General features: G+C 69.3%; 25 protein-coding genes and 2 pseudogenes. 7 read left to right on the forward strand and 20 right to left on the reverse strand.

Annotated elements, in window-relative coordinates:
- Positions 1-264: 264 nt before the first annotated feature.
- From QM517_RS14460 to QM517_RS14505, 10 genes are all read right to left on the reverse strand, one after another.
- Positions 265-2049 (reverse strand): ABC transporter ATP-binding protein, encoded by a 1785-nt coding sequence (locus tag QM517_RS14460; protein WP_283288340.1) that lies wholly within the window; start codon positions 2047-2049, stop codon positions 265-267.
- Positions 2046-3185, reverse strand: a complete 1140-nt coding sequence (locus tag QM517_RS14465) for a hypothetical protein (RefSeq protein ID WP_283288343.1) — start codon at positions 3183-3185, stop codon at positions 2046-2048. The genes QM517_RS14460 and QM517_RS14465 overlap by 4 nt, the downstream gene beginning before the upstream one ends.
- Complete coding sequence (locus tag QM517_RS14470; RefSeq protein WP_283288345.1) at positions 3182-3886, reverse strand: ABC transporter ATP-binding protein; 705 nt, start codon at positions 3884-3886, stop codon at positions 3182-3184. Before QM517_RS14470 ends, QM517_RS14465 begins: the two co-directional genes overlap by 4 nt.
- Positions 3883-4701 (reverse strand): class I SAM-dependent methyltransferase, encoded by an 819-nt coding sequence (locus QM517_RS14475; protein ID WP_283288347.1) that lies wholly within the window; start codon positions 4699-4701, stop codon positions 3883-3885. The genes QM517_RS14470 and QM517_RS14475 overlap by 4 nt, the downstream gene beginning before the upstream one ends.
- Positions 4698-4826, reverse strand: a complete 129-nt coding sequence (locus QM517_RS14480; protein ID WP_283288350.1) for a hypothetical protein — start codon at positions 4824-4826, stop codon at positions 4698-4700. The genes QM517_RS14475 and QM517_RS14480 overlap by 4 nt, the downstream gene beginning before the upstream one ends.
- An 11-nt stretch (positions 4827-4837) precedes the next feature.
- A complete protein-coding gene (locus QM517_RS14485; protein WP_283288351.1) occupies positions 4838-5407 on the reverse strand; it encodes a hypothetical protein in 570 nt (189 codons plus the stop codon).
- Positions 5407-7248 (reverse strand): alpha/beta fold hydrolase, encoded by a 1842-nt coding sequence (locus tag QM517_RS14490; protein WP_283288352.1) that lies wholly within the window; start codon positions 7246-7248, stop codon positions 5407-5409. Before QM517_RS14490 ends, QM517_RS14485 begins: the two co-directional genes overlap by 1 nt.
- Positions 7249-7285: 37 nt before the next feature.
- Positions 7286-7501 carry a hypothetical protein gene (locus QM517_RS14495; RefSeq protein WP_283288353.1) on the reverse strand — a complete coding sequence of 72 codons (216 nt, stop codon included), beginning with the start codon at positions 7499-7501 and terminating at the stop codon, positions 7286-7288.
- Positions 7498-7734, reverse strand: a complete 237-nt coding sequence (locus QM517_RS14500) for a hypothetical protein (RefSeq protein ID WP_283288355.1) — start codon at positions 7732-7734, stop codon at positions 7498-7500. Before QM517_RS14500 ends, QM517_RS14495 begins: the two co-directional genes overlap by 4 nt.
- A gap of 142 nt (positions 7735-7876) precedes the next feature.
- Positions 7877-9064: a sensor histidine kinase gene (locus QM517_RS14505; protein WP_283288357.1), complete on the reverse strand. Its 1188-nt coding sequence runs from the start codon at positions 9062-9064 to the stop codon at positions 7877-7879.
- A 211-nt stretch (positions 9065-9275) separates the two neighbouring features.
- Here QM517_RS14505 and QM517_RS14510 point away from each other — a divergent pair, with 211 nt between their 5' ends.
- Positions 9276-9935, forward strand: a complete 660-nt coding sequence (locus QM517_RS14510; RefSeq protein ID WP_283288359.1) for a response regulator — start codon at positions 9276-9278, stop codon at positions 9933-9935.
- Positions 9936-9951: 16 nt separating this feature from the next.
- Here QM517_RS14510 and pdxH read toward each other — a convergent pair whose 3' ends face one another.
- On the reverse strand, positions 9952-10593 hold the full coding sequence (pdxH, locus tag QM517_RS14515) for a pyridoxamine 5'-phosphate oxidase (RefSeq protein ID WP_283288362.1): 642 nt from the start codon (positions 10591-10593) through the stop codon (positions 9952-9954).
- A 226-nt stretch (positions 10594-10819) separates the two neighbouring features.
- Here pdxH and QM517_RS14520 point away from each other — a divergent pair, with 226 nt between their 5' ends.
- Positions 10820-11896, forward strand: a complete 1077-nt coding sequence (locus QM517_RS14520; protein WP_283288364.1) for an alkene reductase — start codon at positions 10820-10822, stop codon at positions 11894-11896.
- 227 nt (positions 11897-12123) lie between these two features.
- Here QM517_RS14520 and QM517_RS14525 read toward each other — a convergent pair whose 3' ends face one another.
- A complete protein-coding gene (locus QM517_RS14525; RefSeq protein WP_283288365.1) occupies positions 12124-12432 on the reverse strand; it encodes a hypothetical protein in 309 nt (102 codons plus the stop codon).
- Positions 12433-12516: 84 nt separating this feature from the next.
- Here QM517_RS14525 and QM517_RS14530 point away from each other — a divergent pair, with 84 nt between their 5' ends.
- Positions 12517-12960: a helix-turn-helix domain-containing protein gene (locus QM517_RS14530; protein ID WP_283288367.1), complete on the forward strand. Its 444-nt coding sequence runs from the start codon at positions 12517-12519 to the stop codon at positions 12958-12960.
- A complete protein-coding gene (locus tag QM517_RS14535) occupies positions 12957-13304 on the forward strand; it encodes a HepT-like ribonuclease domain-containing protein (RefSeq protein ID WP_283288369.1) in 348 nt (115 codons plus the stop codon). The genes QM517_RS14530 and QM517_RS14535 overlap by 4 nt, the downstream gene beginning before the upstream one ends.
- Before the next feature lie 77 nt (positions 13305-13381).
- Here the strand turns inward: QM517_RS14535 and QM517_RS14540 are convergent, their stop codons facing one another.
- Both QM517_RS14540 and QM517_RS14545 read right to left on the reverse strand, forming a co-directional pair.
- On the reverse strand, positions 13382-13507 hold the full coding sequence (locus tag QM517_RS14540) for a hypothetical protein (RefSeq protein ID WP_283288371.1): 126 nt from the start codon (positions 13505-13507) through the stop codon (positions 13382-13384).
- 66 nt (positions 13508-13573) lie between these two features.
- Positions 13574-13738 carry a nuclear transport factor 2 family protein gene (locus QM517_RS14545; RefSeq protein WP_283288373.1) on the reverse strand — a complete coding sequence of 55 codons (165 nt, stop codon included), beginning with the start codon at positions 13736-13738 and terminating at the stop codon, positions 13574-13576.
- A gap of 113 nt (positions 13739-13851) precedes the next feature.
- Here QM517_RS14545 and QM517_RS14550 point away from each other — a divergent pair, with 113 nt between their 5' ends.
- The gene (locus tag QM517_RS14550; protein ID WP_283288376.1) at positions 13852-14382 is read left to right on the forward strand and encodes a MarR family winged helix-turn-helix transcriptional regulator; all 531 of its coding nucleotides are present in this window, start codon (positions 13852-13854) and stop codon (positions 14380-14382) included.
- A gap of 108 nt (positions 14383-14490) precedes the next feature.
- Entirely contained in the window at positions 14491-15276 is a 786-nt protein-coding gene (locus tag QM517_RS14555; protein ID WP_283288378.1) for an SDR family oxidoreductase, read from the forward strand.
- A gap of 24 nt (positions 15277-15300) precedes the next feature.
- Here QM517_RS14555 and QM517_RS14560 read toward each other — a convergent pair whose 3' ends face one another.
- The 3 genes and pseudogenes from QM517_RS14560 to QM517_RS14570 form a co-directional block, all read right to left on the reverse strand.
- Complete coding sequence (locus QM517_RS14560) at positions 15301-16683, reverse strand: FAD-binding oxidoreductase (RefSeq protein WP_308208914.1); 1383 nt, start codon at positions 16681-16683, stop codon at positions 15301-15303.
- Between the two features lie 694 nt (positions 16684-17377).
- Positions 17378-18094: pseudogene (locus QM517_RS14565) on the reverse strand (DUF262 domain-containing protein); the annotation flags it as partial.
- A 286-nt stretch (positions 18095-18380) separates the two neighbouring features.
- Positions 18381-18683 carry an MmyB family transcriptional regulator gene (locus QM517_RS14570; RefSeq protein WP_308208918.1) on the reverse strand — a complete coding sequence of 101 codons (303 nt, stop codon included), beginning with the start codon at positions 18681-18683 and terminating at the stop codon, positions 18381-18383.
- Positions 18684-18723: 40 nt separating this feature from the next.
- Between QM517_RS14570 and QM517_RS14575 the strand changes: the two genes are divergently transcribed.
- Entirely contained in the window at positions 18724-19740 is a 1017-nt protein-coding gene (locus QM517_RS14575) for a DUF6615 family protein (protein WP_283288382.1), read from the forward strand.
- A gap of 318 nt (positions 19741-20058) precedes the next feature.
- Here the strand turns inward: QM517_RS14575 and QM517_RS14580 are convergent, their stop codons facing one another.
- The 3 genes and pseudogenes from QM517_RS14580 to QM517_RS14590 form a co-directional block, all read right to left on the reverse strand.
- Complete coding sequence (locus tag QM517_RS14580; protein ID WP_283288384.1) at positions 20059-20892, reverse strand: hypothetical protein; 834 nt, start codon at positions 20890-20892, stop codon at positions 20059-20061.
- A 172-nt stretch (positions 20893-21064) separates the two neighbouring features.
- Positions 21065-21516, reverse strand: a pseudogene (locus tag QM517_RS14585) (DnaB-like helicase C-terminal domain-containing protein); the annotation flags it as partial.
- 24 nt (positions 21517-21540) lie between these two features.
- Positions 21541-22299 (reverse strand): alpha/beta hydrolase, encoded by a 759-nt coding sequence (locus tag QM517_RS14590; RefSeq protein ID WP_283288386.1) that lies wholly within the window; start codon positions 22297-22299, stop codon positions 21541-21543.
- Positions 22300-22384: the final 85 nt, after the last annotated feature.

Raw genomic sequence — 22384 nt, forward strand, 5'->3', positions numbered from 1 at the left:
TCCCCGAACGTCGACCTCAGGATGCCGCGACTCGTGCGACGGATGAGGTCATGCCGAATCTACGGGGCGGGGCGGGGCGGGGAGCATTCGGAGGTTGCCCTTGTGCGGAGGCGGACGCCGTGGGACGACGCTCGGCGGTATTCGTGCGATCAGGTCCTCCGGATGCTCGAACGGCGGTGCGGTCTCCGCGCCCCGGGACGCGCTGCGGGCGCGGGTCGCGGGCGCGCCGGTGCCTCAGGTCCAGCCCGCGGCGACAGCGTCCGATCAACGCCGCAGATTGCCGGCGAGCTGTTCCCCGCGAGCCTCGATCCGGAGCGCCTGGATCAGGCCACGGTAGAGATCGTCCCGACGCAGGAGTTCGTCATGCGTCCCGGAGTCCCGCACCGACCCCGCGTCCAACACGATGATCTGATCCGCCTCCAAGATCGTCGAGAGCCGGTGCGCGATCGTGACGACGGCCCCCGTGGCCGCCGTCTCCGCGATGATCTCCTGGATCGCCGCCTCTGCTCCGGCGTCCAACTGGGCGGTCGCCTCGTCCAGGAGGAGGACGGACGGCCGGCGCACCAACGCACGAGACACGGCCAGTCGCTGTCGCTCACCGCCCGACAGGCTCGTCTCGACCACAGCCGTGTCGAGACCCTCGGGCAAGGCCCGGATCCGCTCGTCCAGGCCCACTGCCGTCAGCGCCACCCACGCCTCCTCGTCCGTGCCGTCGTCGACCCGGAACAGCACGTTGTCGCGCACCGTCCCCGGGATCACCGGCGTCTCTTGCTCGACGTAGGCGATGCGAGAACGTACGTCGTCGATGCTGAGGTGGGCATAGGGCGTGCCGTCCAGTTCCACGTGGCCCTCCCGCGGGTCCATAAAGCGGAGCAGGAGCGAGAAGACCGTCGTCTTGCCTGCACCGGACGGTCCGACCAGCGCGACATGACCGATTCGCGGGATCTCGATGGTGACGTCGCGGAGAACGTCGCGCGCGCCGTCGCCATACGCTGCCCTGACGTCCCGCACCGCGAGCACCGGGGCCGCGCAGTCGATGCGGCGCTCCGGATCGGAGGCGGGGCGGCGGCGGGTGTCTTCGAGCTCGAGGTGCGAGGTCTCGGTGATGCGCGCGGCGGCCGCCAGCCCCGCCTGGATCGAGGCGAACGCCCCGGCGAGGGTGGTGATGGGGTCGATGATGTTGACCGCGTACAGCAGGAACGCCACGAGACTCGAGACGGCCAGCTCGCCCGATGAGACCCGCCACGCGCCGAGCCCGAGCACCGCGACCAGCGACAGCTGCATCCCCCCGCCGGCGACGGCCCAGACGAGTGCGGAGAACCACACTGAACGGATCGAGTGGCGCGCAGAGTCTTCCGCGCTGGCCGTCACGCGGGCGATCTCGCGATCCTCGGCGCGGCTCGATTTGATCGTCCGCAGCGCCCGCATCCCGCCTTCGAGCGAAGAGCCCAACTCGCCCATGGCATCCTGTGCGCGTTTGGTCGCCCGACCGATGCGCGGCAGGAACACCGCGAACAGGCCGCCCACCAGGGCGAGCGCGGCAAGGGTCGTCAACAGAAGGACTTCGTCGAGGAACGCCATCAGGATCACCGTTCCCACCAACGCGACCGCGCCGTTGATGAGCTGGACCACGCTGCTGGTGGCGGCGGCGCGCAGCAGGACCGTGTCGCTGGTGACCCGGGTGACCAGCTCGCCTGTTCGGAAGCGCTGGATCTGCTCGAGCCGTGCCCGGAAGAATCGCTGGATGAGGGAACGCCGGGCGTCCAACACGATGCGCTCGGCCAGACGACCGAGCACGACCGTCTGCGCGAACCCGGCGCAGGTGCCCACGAGAAGAAGGATCACGAGCGCGCCGACCGGTCCGGCCAGGTCGAGCCCGGCCCCGAGACCGTCGAGAACCCACTTCGCCGCGAGCGGTGTGGCCAGGGTGACCCCGGTGGCGAAAAGGCCGAGGAGCACACCGATGCCGATGCCGAGGCGATGGGGACGCGCGTACGCGGCGATCAACGCCAGACCGCCGGCGCGCGGGCCCGAGCGACGCGGGCTCACGAGGACACTCCCGCCTCGGGCCGACGACGTCGGAAGACCTCGCGCCACATCGCCGCCGCATCATCGGTCCGGGTCGCCGCACGCCAGACGCGCAGCGAGAGCCACAGCAGGATGCCGATCGTGGTCGCCATCGCCAGGCCGGCCACCGTGGCATCCGCGACATCGACGCGCCCCTCGGCCACCCCGACCGGCAGAAGGACGATCGAGACGGGCGGAATGAGGCTGGCCACGCCGATCCACGCCGCGTCCGGGTCGAGCACCGCGACGATCAGCACACCGAACGCCAGGAACCCGATGAGCTGCACGACGATCCCGATCGACGCGGTTCCCCCGCCCCGGAAGAGCAGGACCAGCACCGTGGCGAACGCGACCAGCATCGCGATGCCCGCCGCGGCCCACAGCGCGAGCGGCACCGCGAGCTGCGCCACACGGAGAGCCGTCGCACGTTCCCCGACGACGACGAGAAGCGATGCCGCGAGCGCGCCGAGGGCGCCGATCTGCACCACGCCGCCGATGACGGCCGCGACGAGACGCCCGCCGACGACCCCGAGCGGCGACGTGCGGGACAGCACGCCGTCGAAGAGACCGAGCGTCAGGTCACGGGACAGCGCGCCGAAGGTCCAGGCCGCCCGGCCCGCGATGACCGAGAACGTCAGCAGGGTCGCGACGAGGGTGAGCACGCGGGTGAGGACGGCGTCGCCGTCGTCGAAGTCGAACCCGTAGACGATCGCGGGGGCGGGTTGCGCGGCGGCGACGGCGAGCGCGGCGGTCGCGAACCGGTCGCCGACAGCGCTCGCGCCGGCCGCCTGCGACGCCTTCTCCACTCGGACCTCGACGACGCCCCCGGTGACGACCACCGCCACGTCCGCGCCCAACTCCGCGGGGATCGCAGTGGCGGGCTCGACGTCCCAACCGGGTTCCGCGTCCTCGACCGCCGCGATGACCTCCGGGGAGGCGACCGCGTGGATGCGCGGCGGTGCACTGGACGAGCCGACCAGCTGCGGCGCCACGACGAGCAGCGCGACGATGACCGCCATCAGCGCGAACAGGGTCAGCTGCGCGGCGGTGAAGAGCTGCCGGAACAGATCCCGGCGCAGAACAGTCGTGAACGAGCGCCACGCGGCGGCGGCGTTCATGCCGCTTCCCCCAGCAGCTCTCGGAGGGACGACCCGGATGTGCCCAGGACGTCCGACAGCGGCCCTTCGGCGACCGCCCTGCCCCGGGCGATGACTGCGACGCGATCGGAGATGGAGGCCACGACCTCCAGCTGGTGACTCGAGACGAGCACGCCCACACCGTCGGATGCCAAGCTGCGCACGACGTCCGAGACCTGCGCGAGGCCGTCGATGTCGAGTCCCGAGAACGGCTCGTCCAGCAGCAGGTACCGGGGGTGACCGAGGAGCGCGAGGGCCAACTGCGCCCGCTGGCGATTGCCCAGGCTCAGCGCGGCGAAGCGGCGATCGCTCAACTCGGCCACGCCGACGCGTTCGAGGATCAGATCGACGTGCTCGCCGACGGAACGCGGCGGGATGCCGACGAGTCGGGCGAAGTAGCGCAGCTGAGCGCGCACCGTCTCGTCGAGGTAGAGTCCGCGCTCCTCCGGCATGTGCCCGATGCGGACGCGGTCATCGGGGGACATCCGGCGCCCGTCGACGAGGACCTCCCCGCCGTCCGGCTCGCGCAGCCCTCCCAGCAGCCGCATCGCCGTCGATTTGCCCGCGCCGTTCGGCCCGACGAACGCCGTGACCCTCCCCGAGGGCACGGTGAGGGAGTAGTCGGCGAGGGCGACGGTGTTCCGGTACCGCTTCTCGACCGCGCGGAGCTCGAGCGCGGTCACGACGCGCCGGCCGCCGCGTCGCGGCGCAGAGTCACGGCGTAGAGCGGCGACGACGGCGAGACGAATTCCCCACCGGCGAGACCGCCCGTCAGGCCCGTCACCGACAGACCGGCGGCGGCGGCGAGGGCCTGCAGGTCGGACGGCGCCGTCAGGACGCTCCGCTCCAGGACCGAGGTCGTCCGATCCCCGTCCATCCAGGTCTGACGCATCCGCCAGATCCCGTCCTCGACGGACGAGAAGCACGCCAGCCCGGTCTCGTGCCGCGCGTAGGGGATGAACATCGAGGTCGGCGCCGATCCGATGACCTCGAGCACGAACGCCGGGGAATGGGTCTCGATGACGGCCACGCCGTCGGGCGCGAGCATCGCTGCGATGTTGCGGAGGGCGGCGACCTGGGCCGTGGGGTCGGGCAGCATGGAGAACGACGCGCACACGCAGAAGACGAGGGCCGCCGAACCCGGGGGGACGATGGCGTCGAGCCCTGCGCCGCTGAAGTCGCTCTCGTGCAGGTCGAACGGAACGTCCGGATACCGCTCGGCCGCTTGCGCCAGGAGGGCGGCGGAGCCGTCTATGCCGACGAAACGCAGCCCGGGCTCACCGGCGAGCGACCGCGCGAGCGGGCCCAGCACGCGGGCCGTTCCCACGCCCAACTCGACCACGGCTCCGCGCCCTCCGGCCCGCAGGACCCACTCGCGCAGTGCGGTGATCTCGGCGGAGGCCTCGTCGAGCTCGCCGTAGATGTCGTCGTACACGCCGACGATGGCGGAACCGTACTCCTCGGAGATGACCTTCGCCGCGGAGGGCGCGGCCGTCATCGGCCGCCGCCCGCGCCGAAGAGGCGCTTGATGGAGGCGCGCGTCGTGGGGGCGAGCCACAGACCGGCGGCGACGACGACCAGGGCGGCACCGCCGACGAGGATGAGGATGATGAGCGAGGTCATGGGGGACTCCTTCAGGGAACGACCGGGGACAGCGGGGTGGGGGCGGGTGCACCGTCGGACGGCGCTCCGAGGGCGGGCGAGAGCAGCACGACCTCGGGCAGCACGGCGTCGTCGGATCCCGCGTGGGTGATGATCGCGAACTGATGGACGGGGGTCTCCCCCTCGACGCGCACGGAACGTCCGACGGTGGCGGCGATGGTGCGGTACGACGACGACAGCACGAGCTCGACAGGGTCGACCGTCACCGCCAGCTGGGCAAGTTCCGAGGCGTGGTCGAAGACCCCCTTATCGGCGCGGCGACCGGGGAACCAGACGAGGTGCAGGAAGCGGCGGGCCGCCGGCGGGGAGGTCCGCTGCCAGTCCTGCCAGGTGCCGTCGGGGTTGCGCAGGCGGTGGAACACTTCGTGGTCGCTGGTGGCGGGCACCGGCGCGAAGAACTTCCAGTTCGGGATCAGCCCGAACAGGTCGCGTCGCCGCATGCGGTCGAACGAGTGGCTGGGGAGCTGCGACAGCACCGTGAGCGTCAGGGCCCCGGAGAACAGCAGCATGCTGCCGCCCCGGACGAGACTGCGGATCTCCATCACGCGGCCTCCGTCCGATGCACGAACTCGAGGATGCGGTCGGTGACGTCGCCGGCGATGAGGGCGTCGGTGAGCAGCGTGTCGTGGGTAGCGTCGAAGACCACGGGAGCGCCGTCGCTCTGTGTGCCGAAGGTGCTCGCGAGCGAGGCCTGGAATCGGGCCGAGTCGGGGTCCGCCATCGTTCGGGATGCCGAGATCACGAGGCCCTCGACACCGGGGAGCGGTCGTATCTCGGGGGGAGCGGCGACGTCCAGTTCGGTTTCGACCGCGCGCAGCTCGCGCGCACCGGCGCGCCACATCCGGCCGTCGCGGTAGTTCCGTTCGGCGTTGACGCGGAACGGGGTCGGCAGCCGTCGCGCCCAGGCGGGGTGATCCAGGAAGACTCCGAGGCCGGCCCGCACGAGCGTGCCCATCTGGCGCTGCGCATCGCGCACGAGCTTCAACCCCTCCCGCTGCGACGCGGACTGGGCGAACTGCGCGGGGTGGGTGGCATCCAGGAAGACGAGTCCGGCGACGGCGCCGTCGGGGAGCGCCTCGGCCGCGCGACGGATCACCTCTCCGCCGTACGAGTGTCCGGCGAGGACCACACGCTGTCCGGGGTCCGCCAGGGCGGTGACGAGGTCGACCAGATCGGCCACGGCATCCCCGATCCGGAAGGCGTCGCCCTCCGCCTCGCGGGAGGCCCCGTAACCGGCGCGGTCGTACGTGATGAAGTCGACGGATTCGGATCGGTCGAGGTTGCCGGTGATCCACCCGAAGTGGTCCTGGGTCGCGAAGAGGGCGTTGACCAGGAAGACGATCGTCCGATGTCCCCGCTGCTTGCCCCCGTAGGAGAGCACGCTCCCCCGTCGGGTGGTGAGCCGCGAGAGGTAGGCGGGGCCGTCGAGGACGCGCATGCGGCGGCGCACGGCGTCGACCGCGGTCAAGGTGACGGCGGTCGCGAGGACGGCTCCCGCGACGAGGGGCAGGGTGTCGGAGCGGTCGCGCCCGCGGGACCAGCCCGACGTGGTGTACGCGATCGCGGGGTGGAACGCGGCGAACCCCCAGACGAATCGGCCGAGACCCATGATGACGCCGTTGGCGGCGTGGAAGGCCATCGCGACGGCGGAATATCCGGCGCTGACGACGGGGCCGGCGACGTAGACCAGGGGATACGACGACTCGAAGACGAGCATGCTCGCGGTCGCGGCCTTCTCGAGGCGCGGATGCCGGCGCAGGACCTTCCAGACCCCCTCGTGCCCGTAGGTGTGGGTCCGCATGACGCCCGAGACGGCGACGCCTTCGCGCCACGGGCGGCCGGCGAGCTTGACCCAGCCGGACACGCCGTACGACAGGACCCCCTGCAGCGACAGGTACCACAGGCCCGCGTCGACGGATTTGGCGCCGCCGCCCGCGCGGGCGAGCGCGGCGGCCGTGTGGACCTGCAGCGCGGCCTGGTCGGAACCGTCGCCTCCGTACCGGGAGCGCGCCTGGTTGATCATCCCCAGGACGCTCAGCCCGGCGTCGGCACCCAGACGTATGCCGTCCCACGTCCGGCCGCGACCGGGGAGCAGCACGGCGATCCCGAGCGCGCAGCGCACCGCGTGGAAGACCTTGTCCGCGCGGTCGCTGTCGAGCGCGTCGAGAACCCGGGCGACGACGGGTGCGTCCTCGGCGAGACCTCCGCGCAGCACCCGCCAGTCGTTGAGTTCGCCCGCCCCGGTGTCCCGCCGGGTGGAGAGGGCCTCGAGGCTCGCGAGCGCGGCGGTGACGGCGGCGAGCGACTCACTCGCGCGCAGAGCCCGCTCGCGCGATCCCGCGGCTCGCCGAGTCGCCGTACCGACCCGCTTCCAGACCTTCATGTCCCTCTCCTCCCGACCGGACGTTCCGTGGCTGCGCTCACCCGCCGGCGACGGCGCGACCGGCCTCGAACGCCGCCACGAGGCCGCCACCGATGGCTGCTCCGCCGGCGAAAGCGCCCGCGAGGGCGAGAGGGGTCGCGAGCACCGGGCCATCGGCATCCGATCGGACGCGGACGGCCTCACCGATCGCGGGCCGCGAACTGAACACCGTGACGGCGTCGCCGACCCGGGCTTCGAGCGTCGCCACGGTCACCACGACCCCACGGCGCGGCCGGCGACGTAGGCACCCACGACGCTCACTCCCCCGCCGACGGCGGCGGCGGCGAGCTTCCATGTCGCGACGGCGGCCGGCGCCGCCGCCACGGTGGCGGGGGTTCCCAGGACGGGAGCCGACACGGCGTTCCCGAACGGACCGTCGTCGGGGATCGCCGCGACGGCGGCCCCCACGCGAGCGGACAGAGCGGCATCCCGGGACATCATCGTCATTGTCATCATCTGGACCTTTCCTCGAATGGACGAACGGCCCCCAGGCTGACGCGCGGCGCCGCGGTCCTCAAGCGATGCGGGGAGAATCCATCCCAAAGTGCAGGTGGTCTGCGACTTTCGGGGGAGATGACGAGCGCAGCGGTCAGCGGACGGGGAGCGCGGCCTCGACGTGCCATCCGTCGTCGCGCGGGGCGGCGTCGAAGGTTCCGCCGAGGAGGAGCACCCGCTCGCCCATGCGCACCAGCCCGTACCCGCCGCGCGTCGCATCGATCGGATCGGGCCGTTCCGGCAGCGAGTTCCACACGCTCACGCGGGCCTCGGTCGTCGAGGCGCTCACGCGGATGTTCACGGTCTGCGAACCGGAGGCGTGCTTGAGGACGTTCGTCCCCGCTTCCCGCACGACCCGCGCGAGCGTGCCGCTGACGAGGCGGTCGACGTCCGCTTCGTCGGCGATCGTGCTCTCCACGGTCACCCGGTAGCCCGCAGCGGTCAGTTCGTCGCGCAGATCCGCGACCGCCGCGACGATCCCGTGCTGGTACACCGTCCGACCGGTGCCTTCGTCGGTGTCTCCCACGAGGAGCACGACGCGACGGATGTCCGCGAGGGCCTGTCGTGCGGAGTCCACGATGGCCTGTTCGGAGATGCGACGCTCGTCGCCGTCGATGGTGTAGCCGAGGAGCCGCGCGTGCATGGCGATGACGGTGAGGTCGTGGGCGACGACATCGTGGAGGTCGTCTGCGATGCGGCGGCGCTCCTCCATCGCGATCTCCCCGCGTGCTTGTTCGGCCACGAGCAGTCGACGTCGGCTCTGCACGTCTCGGGCCGCCAGGGCGCGCAGGACGAGCCCGATGATGCTCGCGCCGACGGCCACGACGAGGGCCGCGACGAAGCCCGAAGCGGGTTCCTGAGCCGGCAGGACGAGACGGATGCCGACCGCGGAGCCGACGAAGGCGACGAAGTAGACGACCTGGAACACCGCGGAACAGCAGCGCACGACGATGACGCACCCCAGGGCGAGGGCGAGAATCGCCTCCTGTTCCGCGTCGAGCGCGACGGAGGCCGCCGTGAGCAGCAGCATCGCGCCGACGAAGATGCTCGATCGCCAGACGGGCAGGGCGAAGCAGAGCGTGAGGATGCCTTGGAAGACGACGTCGTCGACCCCGGCTCCCTGCGCGGCGCTGAGGATGAGGTGACCGACGAAGCCGACCGCCACCATGATCAGGAGGGCCACGGATTCGGTCCGCGTCAGGTCGGACGGCTCTCGCAGCGAGTCCCCGAGGGAGCCGAGCCAATCGATCCGCGGGCGCGAGGTCCCTCGGCGCGACGTCATCGCACCATTATGCAGACCGCCGGCTCACAGCTTTCAGCTGCAGACGCCGAAGAACTTGCAGAGGGCGGTCCAGATTCCATTCGCTTCGTACACGGCTTCCCCTTTCGGTCACGTTCCACTCTGGCCGGAGGCGAGGGCCCGCGCCTCCCGCGGAGGTCGGAACCGTTCTGCCACTTTCGACGGGTGCGGGCGGAGTCCGTAAGGTGGCCGCATGGGGCGGATACGGGTGTTGGTCGTCGATGACGAGTCCCTGCTCCGCCGCGCGCTCAGCGTCTTCGTCAGTGAGGCCGACGACATCGAGGTCGTGGGCACCGCCGCGGACGGCGAGGAGGCGCTCGCTCAGATCGCGGCCCTCGCGCCGGACGTGGTGATGATGGACGCGCAGATGCCCCGGATGGACGGCGTCACGGCCACGGGGGTGATCACGCGCGACCATCCCGGCATCCAGGTGTTGGCGTTGACGACCTTCGGGTCGCTCGACACGATCGTGCCGATGCTCCAGGCGGGTGCCGGCGGGTATCTCCTGAAGGATTCGGAACCGGATGACATCATCGCGGGGATCCGCGACGTCCACCGCGGCCTGCGCGTGCTGTCTCCGGCGGTCGCGGGGGCGCTGGTGTCTTCGTTGACCCCGGCGACAGAGGGGCGGACCGTGCGTCTCACCGCCGCCGAGCGCCTGACTCCCCGCGAGGCCGCGGTGGTCGAGTTGCTCGCGCGCGGGCTCTCGAACGCCGAGATCGCGCGGCAGCAGAGCGTCACCGAGGCCACGGTGAAGTCGCATCTGAGCAACGTGATGGCGAAGTGGAATGTGCGCGACCGGATCCAGGTCTTGATCCGTGCGGTGCAGGCGGGGCTCGTGAGCCTCGACTGAGTCCGCGGGCGGCCGCTCACGGCTGCCGCCGCACCGCCGCCCACCGGTCGCCGTCTCGCGTGAACGTGATCCGGTCGTGCAACCGCGACGGGCGCCCCTGCCAGAACTCGATCTCGCGCGGCTCGATCCGGTAGCCGCCCCAGTGCGGCGGCCGCGGCACGGGCGACCCCTCGGGGAACCGCTCCTCCACAGAGGCCATCTGCTCCTCGAGGGCGGCTCGGGATGCCACGGTCTCCGACTGGTGACTCGCCCAGGCCGACAGCTGCGACCCGCGCGGACGCGAGGCGAAGTACGCGTCGTCACGCTCCGCCGGCAGCGGCGTCGCCGTGCCGAGGACGATGACCTGCCGCTGCAGCGCGTACCAGGGGAACAGCACCGACACCGCCGGATTCCCGGCGAGCGCGCGTCCCTTCCGCGACTCGCGGTTCGTGAAGAACCAGAGCGCCCCGTCGTCGTCGATCCCGCGCAGCAGCACGGTGCGCGAGGTCGGTGCGCCGGTGGCATCCACCGTCGAAACGACCATCGCGTTGGGTTCGGGCAGGTCGGCGGCATCGGCCAGCCACCGCTGGAACAGCGCGATCGGCGAGGCGGCGAGCGCGCCGTCGCCGAGCTCGGCGAGCGTGTAGTCGAGCCGGTGGGCGAGGGGGTTCTCGGTCATCGCGCGGTCCTCCGGTGGGGCTCGGGAGGCACCATCGTACGGCCGCCGGGGATGCGAGCGACGGCAGCGGACGAGCGGAGGAGATTCGCCGTGCGGAGGACGACCCCCGCGGCATCCGTCCTCCGCTCGCCGTTTCTCCTCCGCTCGTCCCGGCACCGATGAGGAATACCCGCCGCACGCAGCGGGTTGACCCCACCCGGCCCTGTTCCCCCTCGAAAGGACACCCGTGAGTCTGTTCAGCCCCACCACCGTCGGCGACGTCGACGTCCGCAACCGCGTTTCGCTCGCCCCGATGACCCGCCTGCGCGCGAGCGCCGACGGCGTTCCCGGACACCTCATCGCGACGTACTACGCGCAGCGCGCGGGCATCGGTCTGCTCGTGACCGAGGGCGTCTTCCCGAGCGCCGAGTCGCGGGCGTACCCGGGTCAGCCGGGCATCGTCACCGACGCGCAGGCGGCCGGGTGGGCGAAGGTGGCGGATGCCGTGCACGCCGAGGGCGGAGCGGTGTTCATGCAGCTCATGAACGGCGGACGTGTCTCACACACCGGCATCACCGGCACCGACCGCATCGTCGCCCCCTCGGCGATCGCGATCGAGGGCGAGACCCGCCTCGCCGACGGCTCGAAGGTCGCCTTCCCCGTGCCGCACGCGCTCGAGACCGCCGAGCTCGCGACTGTCCGCGACGAGTTCGTGGCCGCCGCCCGTCGCGCCGTGGATGCCGGCTTCGACGGCGTCGAGCTGCACTCGGCGAACGGCTATCTGCTGCACGAGTTCCTCTCCCCCGCGTCGAACCAGCGCACCGACGGCTACGGCGGATCGCCCGCGGCCCGCGCCCGCTTCGTCATCGAGGTCGCCGAGGCCGTGGTCGCCGAGATCGGCGCCGGCCGAGTCGGCATCCGGATCTCTCCCGCCCACAACATCCAGGACGTGTGGGAGAAGGACGACGCCGAGACCCGCGCCACCTACGAGGCGCTCATCGCCGGCCTCGCGCCCCTGGGCCTGGCGTACCTCAGCGTGCTGCACGCCGACCCCGCGAGCGACCTGATCCAAGACCTCCGCCGCACCTTCGGCGGTACGTTCATCGTGAACTCCGGCTTCTCGCGCGTCACCACCCGTGACGAGGCCGTCCAGGTGATCGACGACGGCATCGCCGACCTCGTCGCCGTGGGTCGCCCCGCGATCGCAAACCCCGACCTCGTCACGCGCTGGGAGCGCGGCGCCGACGAGAACGAGTTCGACCAGGCGTCGGTCTACGGCCCCGACGAGCGCGGGTACACGGACTACCCGTTCCTTCAGGCCTGAAACGTGGAGCGGGGCCCCGCGCGAATGGTGGATGCCACCCGCGCGGGGCCCCGCTCATCGGTCGCGGGTCAGTGACCGACCTGCTTCTGTCGTCGCACGGGCGCTGGTCAGCACCGTGGTGAGGATCAGGAACACGACGACCGGGGTGGTCCCGGAGGAGCGCCACCCATCGTCGTCCCCACCCCGACCAGGAAGCTGGCGCCGACGAGTCCCACGGCGCCACGGCCTCAGCCGCTCAGCACGATGGACATCAGCACCCAGGCAGCGGTGAGGACCACCGTCGAGAGGACGAATGCGGTAACCCTCGTCGCCGTCGCGAGCCGCGGCATCCGCTGCGCGTCCCACACGACGGCCAGGATCGCGAGACCGAGCACGACGAAGACGGTCGTCAGGGTCGTGATGCTCGCCGCGTCGACGAGATGACCCGTGCCCCGCAGCGTCCCCATCACCGAGATCGCCCCGGAGAGCACGGCGACCCAGGCCGCGGCGAGGATCGGCGGCAGGAACCAGACGCCAATCTTGACGAGCTTCCCCACGGTGCCCCCTCCTCGCGGACTCACACTCTGTCACGGACGCCACCGCTATATCGCCGTCGATAACCCCCGCGATATCCTGTCCACATGGACATTCGCGCGGAACGACGAGCGGCCGGCCTGAGCCAGGCCGAACTCGCCCGCGCCGCGCAGGTGCCGCAGCCGAACATCTCCGCTTACGAGAACGGCCGGCGTCAGCCGAGCCCCGAGGTTCTCGAACGTATCCGGCGAGCGCTCGCGGGCAATCTTCGCGACCGACTCTTCCGCCACCGAGACCAGATCCACCGACTCGTTGTGGAGTATCACGGCGCCGACCCGCGGGTCTTCGGATCCGTGGCCCGCGACGAGGCTACCGAGTCCTCCGACGTCGACCTGCTCGTCGACTTCACGCCCGAGGCAGGCTTGCTCGACGAGATCGGCCTGCGCCTCGCTCTCGCGGACCTCCTCCACGCGGAGGTCGACGTCGTGGCATCCGACACCCTTCGCGGTGATCTGCGCGACCGCATCCTGCGGGAAGCGATGCCGGTGTGAACGCGGAGGCGCAGAAGGCTCGGCATGCCGCGACCCGGGTCATCGCGGTGTGCGAGGTGATCGCGCAGATCGTGGCCAGAGGCAAGGACCCTTTCCTCACCGACGTCCAGGCCCAGTGGGCGGCAGAGATGGGGCTGATCCGCATCGGCGAGGGTGTCGCGAAGATTCCGGCTCCCGTCCGCGAGTGCTTCGCCGAGCAGCCGTGGCGACAGATCATCGACATGCGGAACTTCGCTGCCCACCAGTACGACGACCTCGACCCGCACCGCGTCTGGCGGACGTTGACCGTCGATGTTCCCCGGCTGCGCGCCTACCTCGCCGAGGTACTGATCCCGGGAGTGTGACCGGGCCGGTACCGCCGCGTCGACACAGGCGGAAGGGGCCGCGCCCCTCCGACGCAGCCCCTCCCCCGACCGATACGTCAGGACGCCGGCGGCGCGAAGTCGAGCCGCTGGATCTTCCCGTCCTCGGCGAGGTGGAACTGGTACTCCAGGTCTGCGACACCGCCGGGGAAGTCGCCTTCGAGACGGTAGGACGCCCCGACCATCCCGTCGACCTCACGCGCTCCGAGGAAGGTCAGCGTGGTCGTGAAGAGATGGATGGACCCGTCGATTCAGCCGCGGATCTCGTCGAGACCGCGGAAGGTCTCGCCCTGGTCGGAGACCACGGCGTCGGCGGCGAACAGGGCGGCGACCTTGTCGGCATCCCCTCCCTGCCATCCGTCGACGAAGCCCTGGGCGGCGGCGGGGAGTTCGGTCTCTTGCAGCGTGGTGCTCATCGGGTTTCCTTTCGATGAAACCGTCTTGTAGGACAGTAAAGCCAACTCCTGTCCTTCAGGACATATTCCCGATGGTGTCCTGCGCGACAGCAGGTGCTCGATACGATCGACGCATGGGCACTGATGCAGACCTCGACGCGTCGCGCCCGCGGCGCGCGAGCGACTTCCCGTACCGCTCCGAACTGCTGGCCAACCTCAGCGCGCTGATCCTGTTGTGGGAGTCCCCCCGCTTCCAGGGCGAGATCCTCGCCAAGAGCGGCGAGGCCATCGATCAGCCGGCGCACGCCACGCTTCGGCACCTTCTCGCCTGGGGTCCGATGCGCCCCTCCGCCCTCGCCGACGCACTGGGCACGGGTGCGTCCTACGTCAGCAAGATCGTCCGCCGACTCGAAGCGAACGGGTGGGTGGAGCGGACGACCGACCCGTCGGACGGGCGGGCGACGCTCATCGCCCTCACCGCGGACGGCGAAGTCGCAGCCCACGGCGTGTACGCGCTCGGCGACCGGATGATCGCCGAGGTCCTCGACGGGTGGCCGGAAGAAGACGTCCAGACCTACACCGACCTGACGACGAGATTCGTGAAGGATGCCATCGCCTCCGGCGAGCGCATGCTGGAGCGCGGCCTCCGCCCTCTCGACACCTGACCCTCTCTCTATTCGTGTCCGGCAGGACAGCATCCGTGCTACCGTCCCACAGGACAGCATTTGGCGTCCCTGCCGCGCGGACGCCATCGAACGAGGGAAGAGACACGCATGCCGAACACGGATCGCGACCGCCTGGACGGCCGCCGCACGCTGGTGACCGGGGGAACGAAGGGGGCGGGCAAGGCCGTCGTCGAGCGGCTGCGTGAACTCGGGGCCGACGTGTGGGTGTCGGCCCGCTCGATGCCCGAGGGTTACACCCACCCGGACCGCTTCATCGCGGCCGACACCTCCACCACGGCGGGCACCGACCACGTCGCCGCCGAGATGCAGAAGGTCGGCGGGGTCGACATCCTCGTGCACGTCGTGGGCGGCTCCTCCACCCCGGCGGGAGGTTTCGCGGCCGTCCCCGAAGACCAGTGGATCGCCGAGCTCCAGCTGAACTTCCTGGGCGCGGTGCGGCTGGATCGCGCGCTCATCCCCGGCATGATCGCGAAGGGATCGGGAGTGGTCGTGCACGTCACGTCGATCCAGCGTCAGATGCCGCAGTGGGAGTCGACCCTCCCGTACGCGGCGGCCAAGGCCGCGCTCCGCACCTACAGCAAGGGCTTGGCGACCGAACTCGCGCCGAAGGGCGTCCGCGTGAACGCGGTCAGCCCCGGCGGCATCCGCACCGAGGGGACTCAGGACTTCTACGAGCGCATCGCCGAAGCCAACGGCATAAGTGTGGATGCCGCGGTCCACCACGTCATGGACTCGCTCGGCGGCGTGCCCCTCGGGCGTTTCGCCGAGACGGAAGAGGTGGCGGATCTCGTCGGCTTCCTCGTCTCCGACCGCGCGTCGGGGATCGTCGGGACCGAGATGGTGATCGACGGGGGCACGATCCGCACGGTCTGATCCGACCCGCACCCCCGCTCGGCGTCACGCCACGGGGTTCCCCGCGGCGAACACGTCCCGCGGGTCCCAGTGCTCCTTGAGGGCGCGCAACCGCGCGAGAGCTGCGTCGAAGCCGGCGGCGCGATCCATCCCGCCGTCGAGGAAGGTGAGCGCGAGAGCGTGACCGGTCCACGGTTCGAACGCGTCGACGAACGCGGCCACGGCTCCGTACGCGGGCACCGCCGCCTCGGGGACGGGAACCACCGCGATCCCGTGCACGATGTACTCCCCCGCGAAGGCCGACACCGCGCCACCACCCGGAACGGGGCGCGCGATCGCGCCGCCGACGTGCCGCAGCTCGGCGACGAACAACCCCGGATCGGTGGATGCCGCGACGAAGGCCGCGACGGCTTCGGCGGGCAGCGCGTCGAGGACCCGGTGGCGGGTCGCCGCGGGCGTCGGCTGCGGCGGATCCATGTGCATGTGCACGAGTCCGGCCGCGGGGATGCGAGCGAACGTGTCGATCTCGGGGCCGAGGTCGCGCAGCGGCCGCAGCAGTTCTTCGGCCCGCGCGTCCGACTCCAGCACGGCTCCGTCGATCACGACGATCGAGCGCCCCGAGAGGAACGGCGGCAGCTCCGGCAGCGGTGGCAGGTGCAGCACCCGCAGCGACGAGGTGACGGACTCGGGCATGGATGCCGTCCACTCCGCCCACGCCTGGCTCACGGCCGCGGTGTGCGTGGCATCCCACAGCAGCATTCCGGCGAACACGTCGGCGTAGGGCAGCAGCTCGATCTCGAGCGAGACGACGATGCCGAAGGCACCGGAGCCGCCGCGGACCGCCCAGAACAGGTCGGGGTTCTGGTGCGCGCTCGCGCGGACCAGTGAGCCGTCGGCGGTCACGATCTGCACGGATCGCACCGCGTTGACGGCGAGGCCGTGCGCGCGGGAGTAGAACGAGACTCCGCCGTTGAGCGAGTAGCCCGCGACCGAGACGTCACCGGCGCTGCCGTGCAGGGCGGTGAGGCCGTGCGGGGCGGCGGCGGCCAGGACGTCGTTCCAGTGCGAACCGCCGAGCACGATGGCCGCCTCCGCCTCGGGGTGGACGGTGACACCGCGCAAGCGGGTGAGGCGCACGAGCACGGCATCCGAGAGGTCGGTGTCGGCGAGCGCGGCGGCGCCGTGTCCGGTCGACTGGGGCGCGACGCGCAGGCCGACGGCGGTGGCCGCGCGGACCGCGGCCACGACCTCCTCGGCGGACTCGGGGGTGACGACCGCGAACGGGCGCTGGTCGATAGCGACGTTCCACGGCGTGCGGACGACGTCGTAGTCGGGGTCGCCGGCGAGGCTTCGGCCGAGAATTTGCCTGCGAACGGCCGGACTTCGCCCACCACGTCTGGTGATCCTCGACCAGGCTGAGGAACTCACGGATGTTCATGAGCTGACCACGGTTGGAGTACTGCAGCTGGCTGGCGAGCAGGGTCCTGAACAGCTCGTCACCTGCCCGGTCGTTCATGAGTTCCTTGAGCGTGGCTCGGAACTGGACGAGGTTATAGGTCGGACCGGAGGTGCGAATCGAGAGCGCTTCGGCGTTGTACATGCTCTGCGGCTTGCTCGCGTGAGCATTACAGATGTTCTTGTAGCGGAATGCAAACTTCTCGAGCACATAGACCAGCTCCGCGAACGTTTTCTGGTTGAGTCTCGCAGCCGCCGCCAGCAACAGCGGAAGTGACAGCTCGTGGCCGAGGGTGCGAATGAGGCGGCTGAGTCTGGTCCGCTCCCATGCATTGACCGAGGGGCGTCCACCGCTGGTCGGGTATGGCCACTCGCCCTCGACGAGCTTGAGGTAGATGGCGAGCTCCGTGGACAGCGTCTTCACCAGAGAAACGATTGCACGTGCGTCGGCGGCGGTGCGTGCCTTGTAGGTGGGTAGGAACTTGGTTTCAAAGTCGGTGAACAGAGTCTTCGCGCCAGCGCGTGAACCCACCTGTGACGGGTAATAGGCGAAAAGGAAATTGTCGATGACTCTTGCAGGACTCGCGAACATCTGATCCCACAGCCGCGCTACATCTTCATGCTCGCTTTCGAACTCTTCGACGAGCTCCATCGTGCGGCTACGCAGCAGGTCAGCCGTCGACAGCGGTCGGCCGCGGTTGTTGAGCACGGCAAACAAGCGATACGCCTGCGCACGGTCGGACGACACGATGAGGATCAGGTGGGAGCGATTCATTAGGACGTCCAACAACTGCTCGAGTCGATCCAGTCGAGCGTCCAGATCCTCCACGCCGTCGACATGGCGCGCAATGAGGGCTACCAGCGCGTCGCGTGCGGCGAGGAGCAGCTCATGGCTCTCGCGGTCCGGAACCGCGTTCGCGCCGTCCTGCATGATGGCTGACTCGAACAGCGCACGGTCGACGTCGGAGAGCACCATCCGTGGCCGCGGCACTTTGCGAGAACTCCTTGTTCGCTTCTCGTTGCGCGTGAGGAGAGTGCCTACTATTTCCTCTCGTAGCCCGGTCGCGCGTACGGCGGGCTCGGACTCCGCTTCGCATTCGTCAACTGCCGCGCCGACAGCCTCAACGAGGGCGGAGAGGGCCAGCATGAAGGTGGCGAGGCGCTGCTGTCCGTCAATAACCTGCCTGCCCTGACCGGTCGCTCCCGCATCGATGCTTCCGATGCATACGACGCTGCCAAAGAAGTGCGAGGCGTCTTTGGACTGCAGCATCGCCTCGATATCTCCGACGAAGCTCCCCACCTGTGTCGAGGTCCACGCGTATCCGCGCTGGTACCGCGGGACCGTTAGAGGTGCGTGCTCCGCGAAGACCTCCGCGAGCGGCATACTGAACGCCCGAACCGAATCCGCCCCACCTGACACGGCAACCCCCTAAGTCTTCTCCACACGATATCTGGGCGCCCCCCTGCATTGGACAGCGCCCGGATTGAGGATTCCCGGGTTCTGGCAGCGGTCACCCAACTTCGCGGAGGGCGAGTGTTGTGGCCGAGTTGTCGTTGGGCGGGGATCGCGCGTCGTGAACTCTTGGCCAACAAATTGGCGCTGGTCGATAAGCTCACGGCAGGGCAGCTCAGCTGCAGGGATTGGCATACATTCGCCTAAACTCGCGCCCTTAGTCGACCAGCCTCAGCGCATCTGCCGCGGCGCTCCCCACCGCCACCGTGTGCGTGAGCAGCCGCTGGCCGTTGCTGTCGGGCAGGTGCAGCGCCTCGTAATGCAGGTCGAGGCCGCCCACCTGCGGGTGGTGCACACGCTTCGTTCCGCTCGAACACAACCGCACGTCGTGCTTGGCCCACAGGCGCGCGAACTCCCGACTGTTCATCGACAACTCACCCACGAGCCCGGCGAGCGTGCGATCGTCGCCCGTCGGCGCGGACGAGGAGACGTGGATGCTGTGCGCGGTGGCATTTTGGATCTAGCGTCCAAAATCGGGCCTCTCCTGGCAGTCTGTCCTTATGACGGAAGTGACGTTCTTTGAACAGATGCAAAGGGCAATGTCGGCTCAGGCGGAAGACGTCTGGGACATGGTCCACTACTCCCGCACCGAGGGGTACCAGCTGCGCCTGGGTGAGGTGACCGCAACAGAACAGAATTTCTTTCGCCTGCGCGACTTCTGGACTAAAAGTGTGTACATAGTGACCAACGAGCCCGACGAGGTTGACACCGGAGCGGACTGGGAATGGCTTATTGGTCACGGCCAGTCATGGGTTCAGATCCGCGTGCAGGCGAAGATCCTCAACCGAAATGGTCGATTTGGCGAACTCGGTCATCCCCACAGCAGCGGGCAGCAGATGGAGAGACTGATCAATCCGAACCCAGCCGATGTGACATGTCGATGGCTGCCGTTGTATGTGTTCTACGCTGCAGAACCTGCGGCGGGGGTTCCGGTGGCCAGGGAAGCAGGGTGTAGTGCGCAGCTCGCCAGCCGCGTGCACGACGTCTACGGCAAGCCGCCCGCGGATCGCGCCACGCTTCGAGCAGATGCTCATCTCCCGGGAAGCATTGCATGGGCCCGCATCTTCGATGGGCTGGTCTCCCGGCTCAGATCCGGGTCATCTTTAGGCGACATTGTCGACAGTCTCGCGAATCGACCGCTCCCAACGCAGCTGCACCGGATTGACGACTTCTGGGATCCGAACGTGGGCAATGGAACCTGTGGCGGCGCACTACCTTCGTATGTTGAGAAGATCGTGCAGAGGTCGGGCGACGACTTCGATGCCGCGCGTGTAGCGCGACTCGAGGTTGATACATCCAGAAGGGGACCTCGCGGCGACGATCACAGTCGTCATTCGCGGACAGAACTGGAGCCGTATAGGGCGCTGAGCTATGCGCGATACAACGGCGAATCCACAGTTGCTGTGCCGTCCCGTTCCCTAACACTCGAGCCCTCCGACTCACCCGTTGGGGGTAGCTCCCTGCCCAGAGTGGTATCGGTGATCGACATCGATGAACTCCCGACCGCGACCAGCTAGCTTCGGGCAGACGACACCATCAGAGAGCGCCGCTCTGGGCGAATCCCCCTAACCTTGCCCGTTGCACCCCGTACCCGAGCGTTAACGCGCCCCCGCGAGCTGGTTCAGGGGATCGCCCTCGAATGCACGCTCCCTCCTACCCCTATGAGTCGCGCGCCACGTCATCAGCGGGCGCAGGCTGCAGCTCTGCCACGGTGCGTTTGGAGAACACTTCAAGCCCGACTACGAATGTCCCGAACATCACGTTCTCCCCACCTACACACCGGCCACTCGGCGGCGTGATGAGCGCGCCACTTTGGAGGCGCGGTGGGCCTTCAGCTAATGCCGATCAAACACACCGAGCACGGGGTCATACGGCACCGCGAGGCTCTGGTTGAAGTCGTCACGAGCAATCGCCACGAATTTCGCAACTGAATCGCTGACGATTCGGCGCGGGTCGGCAGGTTCGCCGTCGCAGAAAAGGTGCCCGAGCCCGGCATTCTCCATCCAAAGTCCGAGCGCGCCGGGGGTGTCGTCCACCCCAGGAAGGACGGACAGAGTGACTGGCCACTCCACCGGCCCGGGCACGCGGATTGAATCGAACAGTGTAGACGGCAGAGCTGCGTATCGGAACGCGGTCTCGTTCGAGGCAGAAGCCATCACAACGAACCCCCCAATCGTTTCGGGGCGCACGAGATGCACCAGGTTCTGCATCGTCGACTGCAGGCGAAACTCCGCCGGTTCAGCACCAAAGTCGTCATATCGGCGTCTCACGAGATCAAAAACCGTCGTCGTGGGATCAAGCCTTTGGTCATCGCCAATCAGGGCGAGACCCCTGTTGCTTACTTCACCCCATTCCCCGCCGGCCACCTCCCAGAGCTGCCCGGGGTTTCGCCGCGCGACGAGGAATGAGGCACCGCGGATGGTCGCAAGACCCTCAAGCAAAGACTCGAGCTCGCGGCCTCGAAGCTTTGACGCCTCCCGCGCGATCTTCTCCGGACCCTCACCCGCATACCCGACCGCTAAATCGTGCGCAAGCAAAATCACCTTGAGTGCGGGATTCGTGTATATCCCACGCGACTTGGTCTCGTCCTCACTCCACCAAATCTTCGTGTCGCCGGCCATGTGAACGGCGCCAGAGTGCTGGTCTATGGCACCAACAACGAGCGTCATGCGCCCAGCCTTCCGAACATCGAATTGAGGGTCTTAGTCTGAAGAGTCCGTCTCATGTGACGTCGAGGGAGTTCGAGCGCGATAAACTTTACCGCGGACTGTCACATCCGACATTCAGACCAGACGACCTATCAGGCGAGGACTATAGCCAATCGCTCGCGCGTCCCGTTCCCTACATCCCCGGCGCCATGGCGGCGAACCGGGAGTAGTGGCCCTGGAACGCCACGGTGATCGTGTCGGTCAGACCGTTACGGTGCTTCGCCACGATCAGGTCGGCCTCACCGGCACGGGGGCTGTCCTTCTCGTACGCGGCCTCGCGGTGCAGGAGCACGACCATGTCGGCATCCTGCTCGATCGAGCCCGACTCACGCAGGTCGGACAGCGCGGGCTTCTTGTCGGCGCGCTGCTCGGCACCACGGTTCAGCTGCGACAGCGCGATGACGGGAACCTGCAGCTCCTTCGCCATCAGCTTCAGCGCACGCGAGAACTCACTGACCTCCTGCTGACGCGACTCCACGCGCTTGCCGCTCGTGAGCAGCTGCAGGTAGCGCGGATCTCGACCAGCGTCATGTTCGGGCTGTCGTCGATGTAGAGGGCCGCGTCGTTGATGCCACCGCGGGCGGCAAGGCCACCGACACTTGCACTCCATCAACCGCGCGACCCGTCCCGAAGCTGCCGCGCAAAGAACCTCCCGGCATCCTCTCCCGCGAACGTCGGAACGCCCGTGTGCCCGCCCATGTTGGCGACGAGCGTCTTCTCGCGCGAGCCGAACGCGTCGAACAGGTCGAGGGCTGCCTGACGGTCATTGCCCTCGTCGTCCCACTGCAGAAGCATATGGATCGGGATGCTGATCCCCCGCGCCTCCTCCATCGTCGAGCGGGGCACGTAGCTTCCGGCGAAGAGCCCTGCGGCCGCGATGCGCGAGTCGGTGGCGGCGAGGCGGACGCCGACGGCGATGACTCCGCCGGAGAAGCCGACCCTCGTGTCGATCTCGGGCAGGGCGAGCATGGCATCCAGGGTGGTTTGCCAGTCGGGGACGGCGGCATCCACGAGCGGGAGGATGAGCCGGTCGATCACGTCGGCGCTCGGCTTCTCGCCCGCGGCGAGCGCGGCGCGCAGGTCGGCACGGGCCCCATCGGCACCGGGAAGCGGTGGGCGGTCGCCGGTGCCGGGGAGCTCGATCGTCACCGACGCGAAGCCCTCCGCCGCGGCGGCCCTCGCGCGGGCGACGAGCCGCGGGTACATCCGGCGCGTGCCGAAGCCGCCGGGCTGGTTCAGCAGCAGCAACGGCGCCGGGGAGGACGGGCTGGCGGTGGGTGGCATCCACAGGATGCCGGTGAAACCGGCGAGCGTGAACTCGCGCTCGAGGACGCCGTCGTCGAGCAGGGTGTGTGAGGTGAAGCGCATGGTCATACCTTTCGGGAGCACCGGGGTGGGGGTGCTCCCGGGCGACCTAGCGCCCGACCGTGACTCCGCGGAGGAGCACCCACGT

This window comes from Microbacterium sp. IEGM 1404 (genome assembly GCF_030056775.1).
GTDB lineage: Bacteria > Actinomycetota > Actinomycetes > Actinomycetales > Microbacteriaceae > Microbacterium.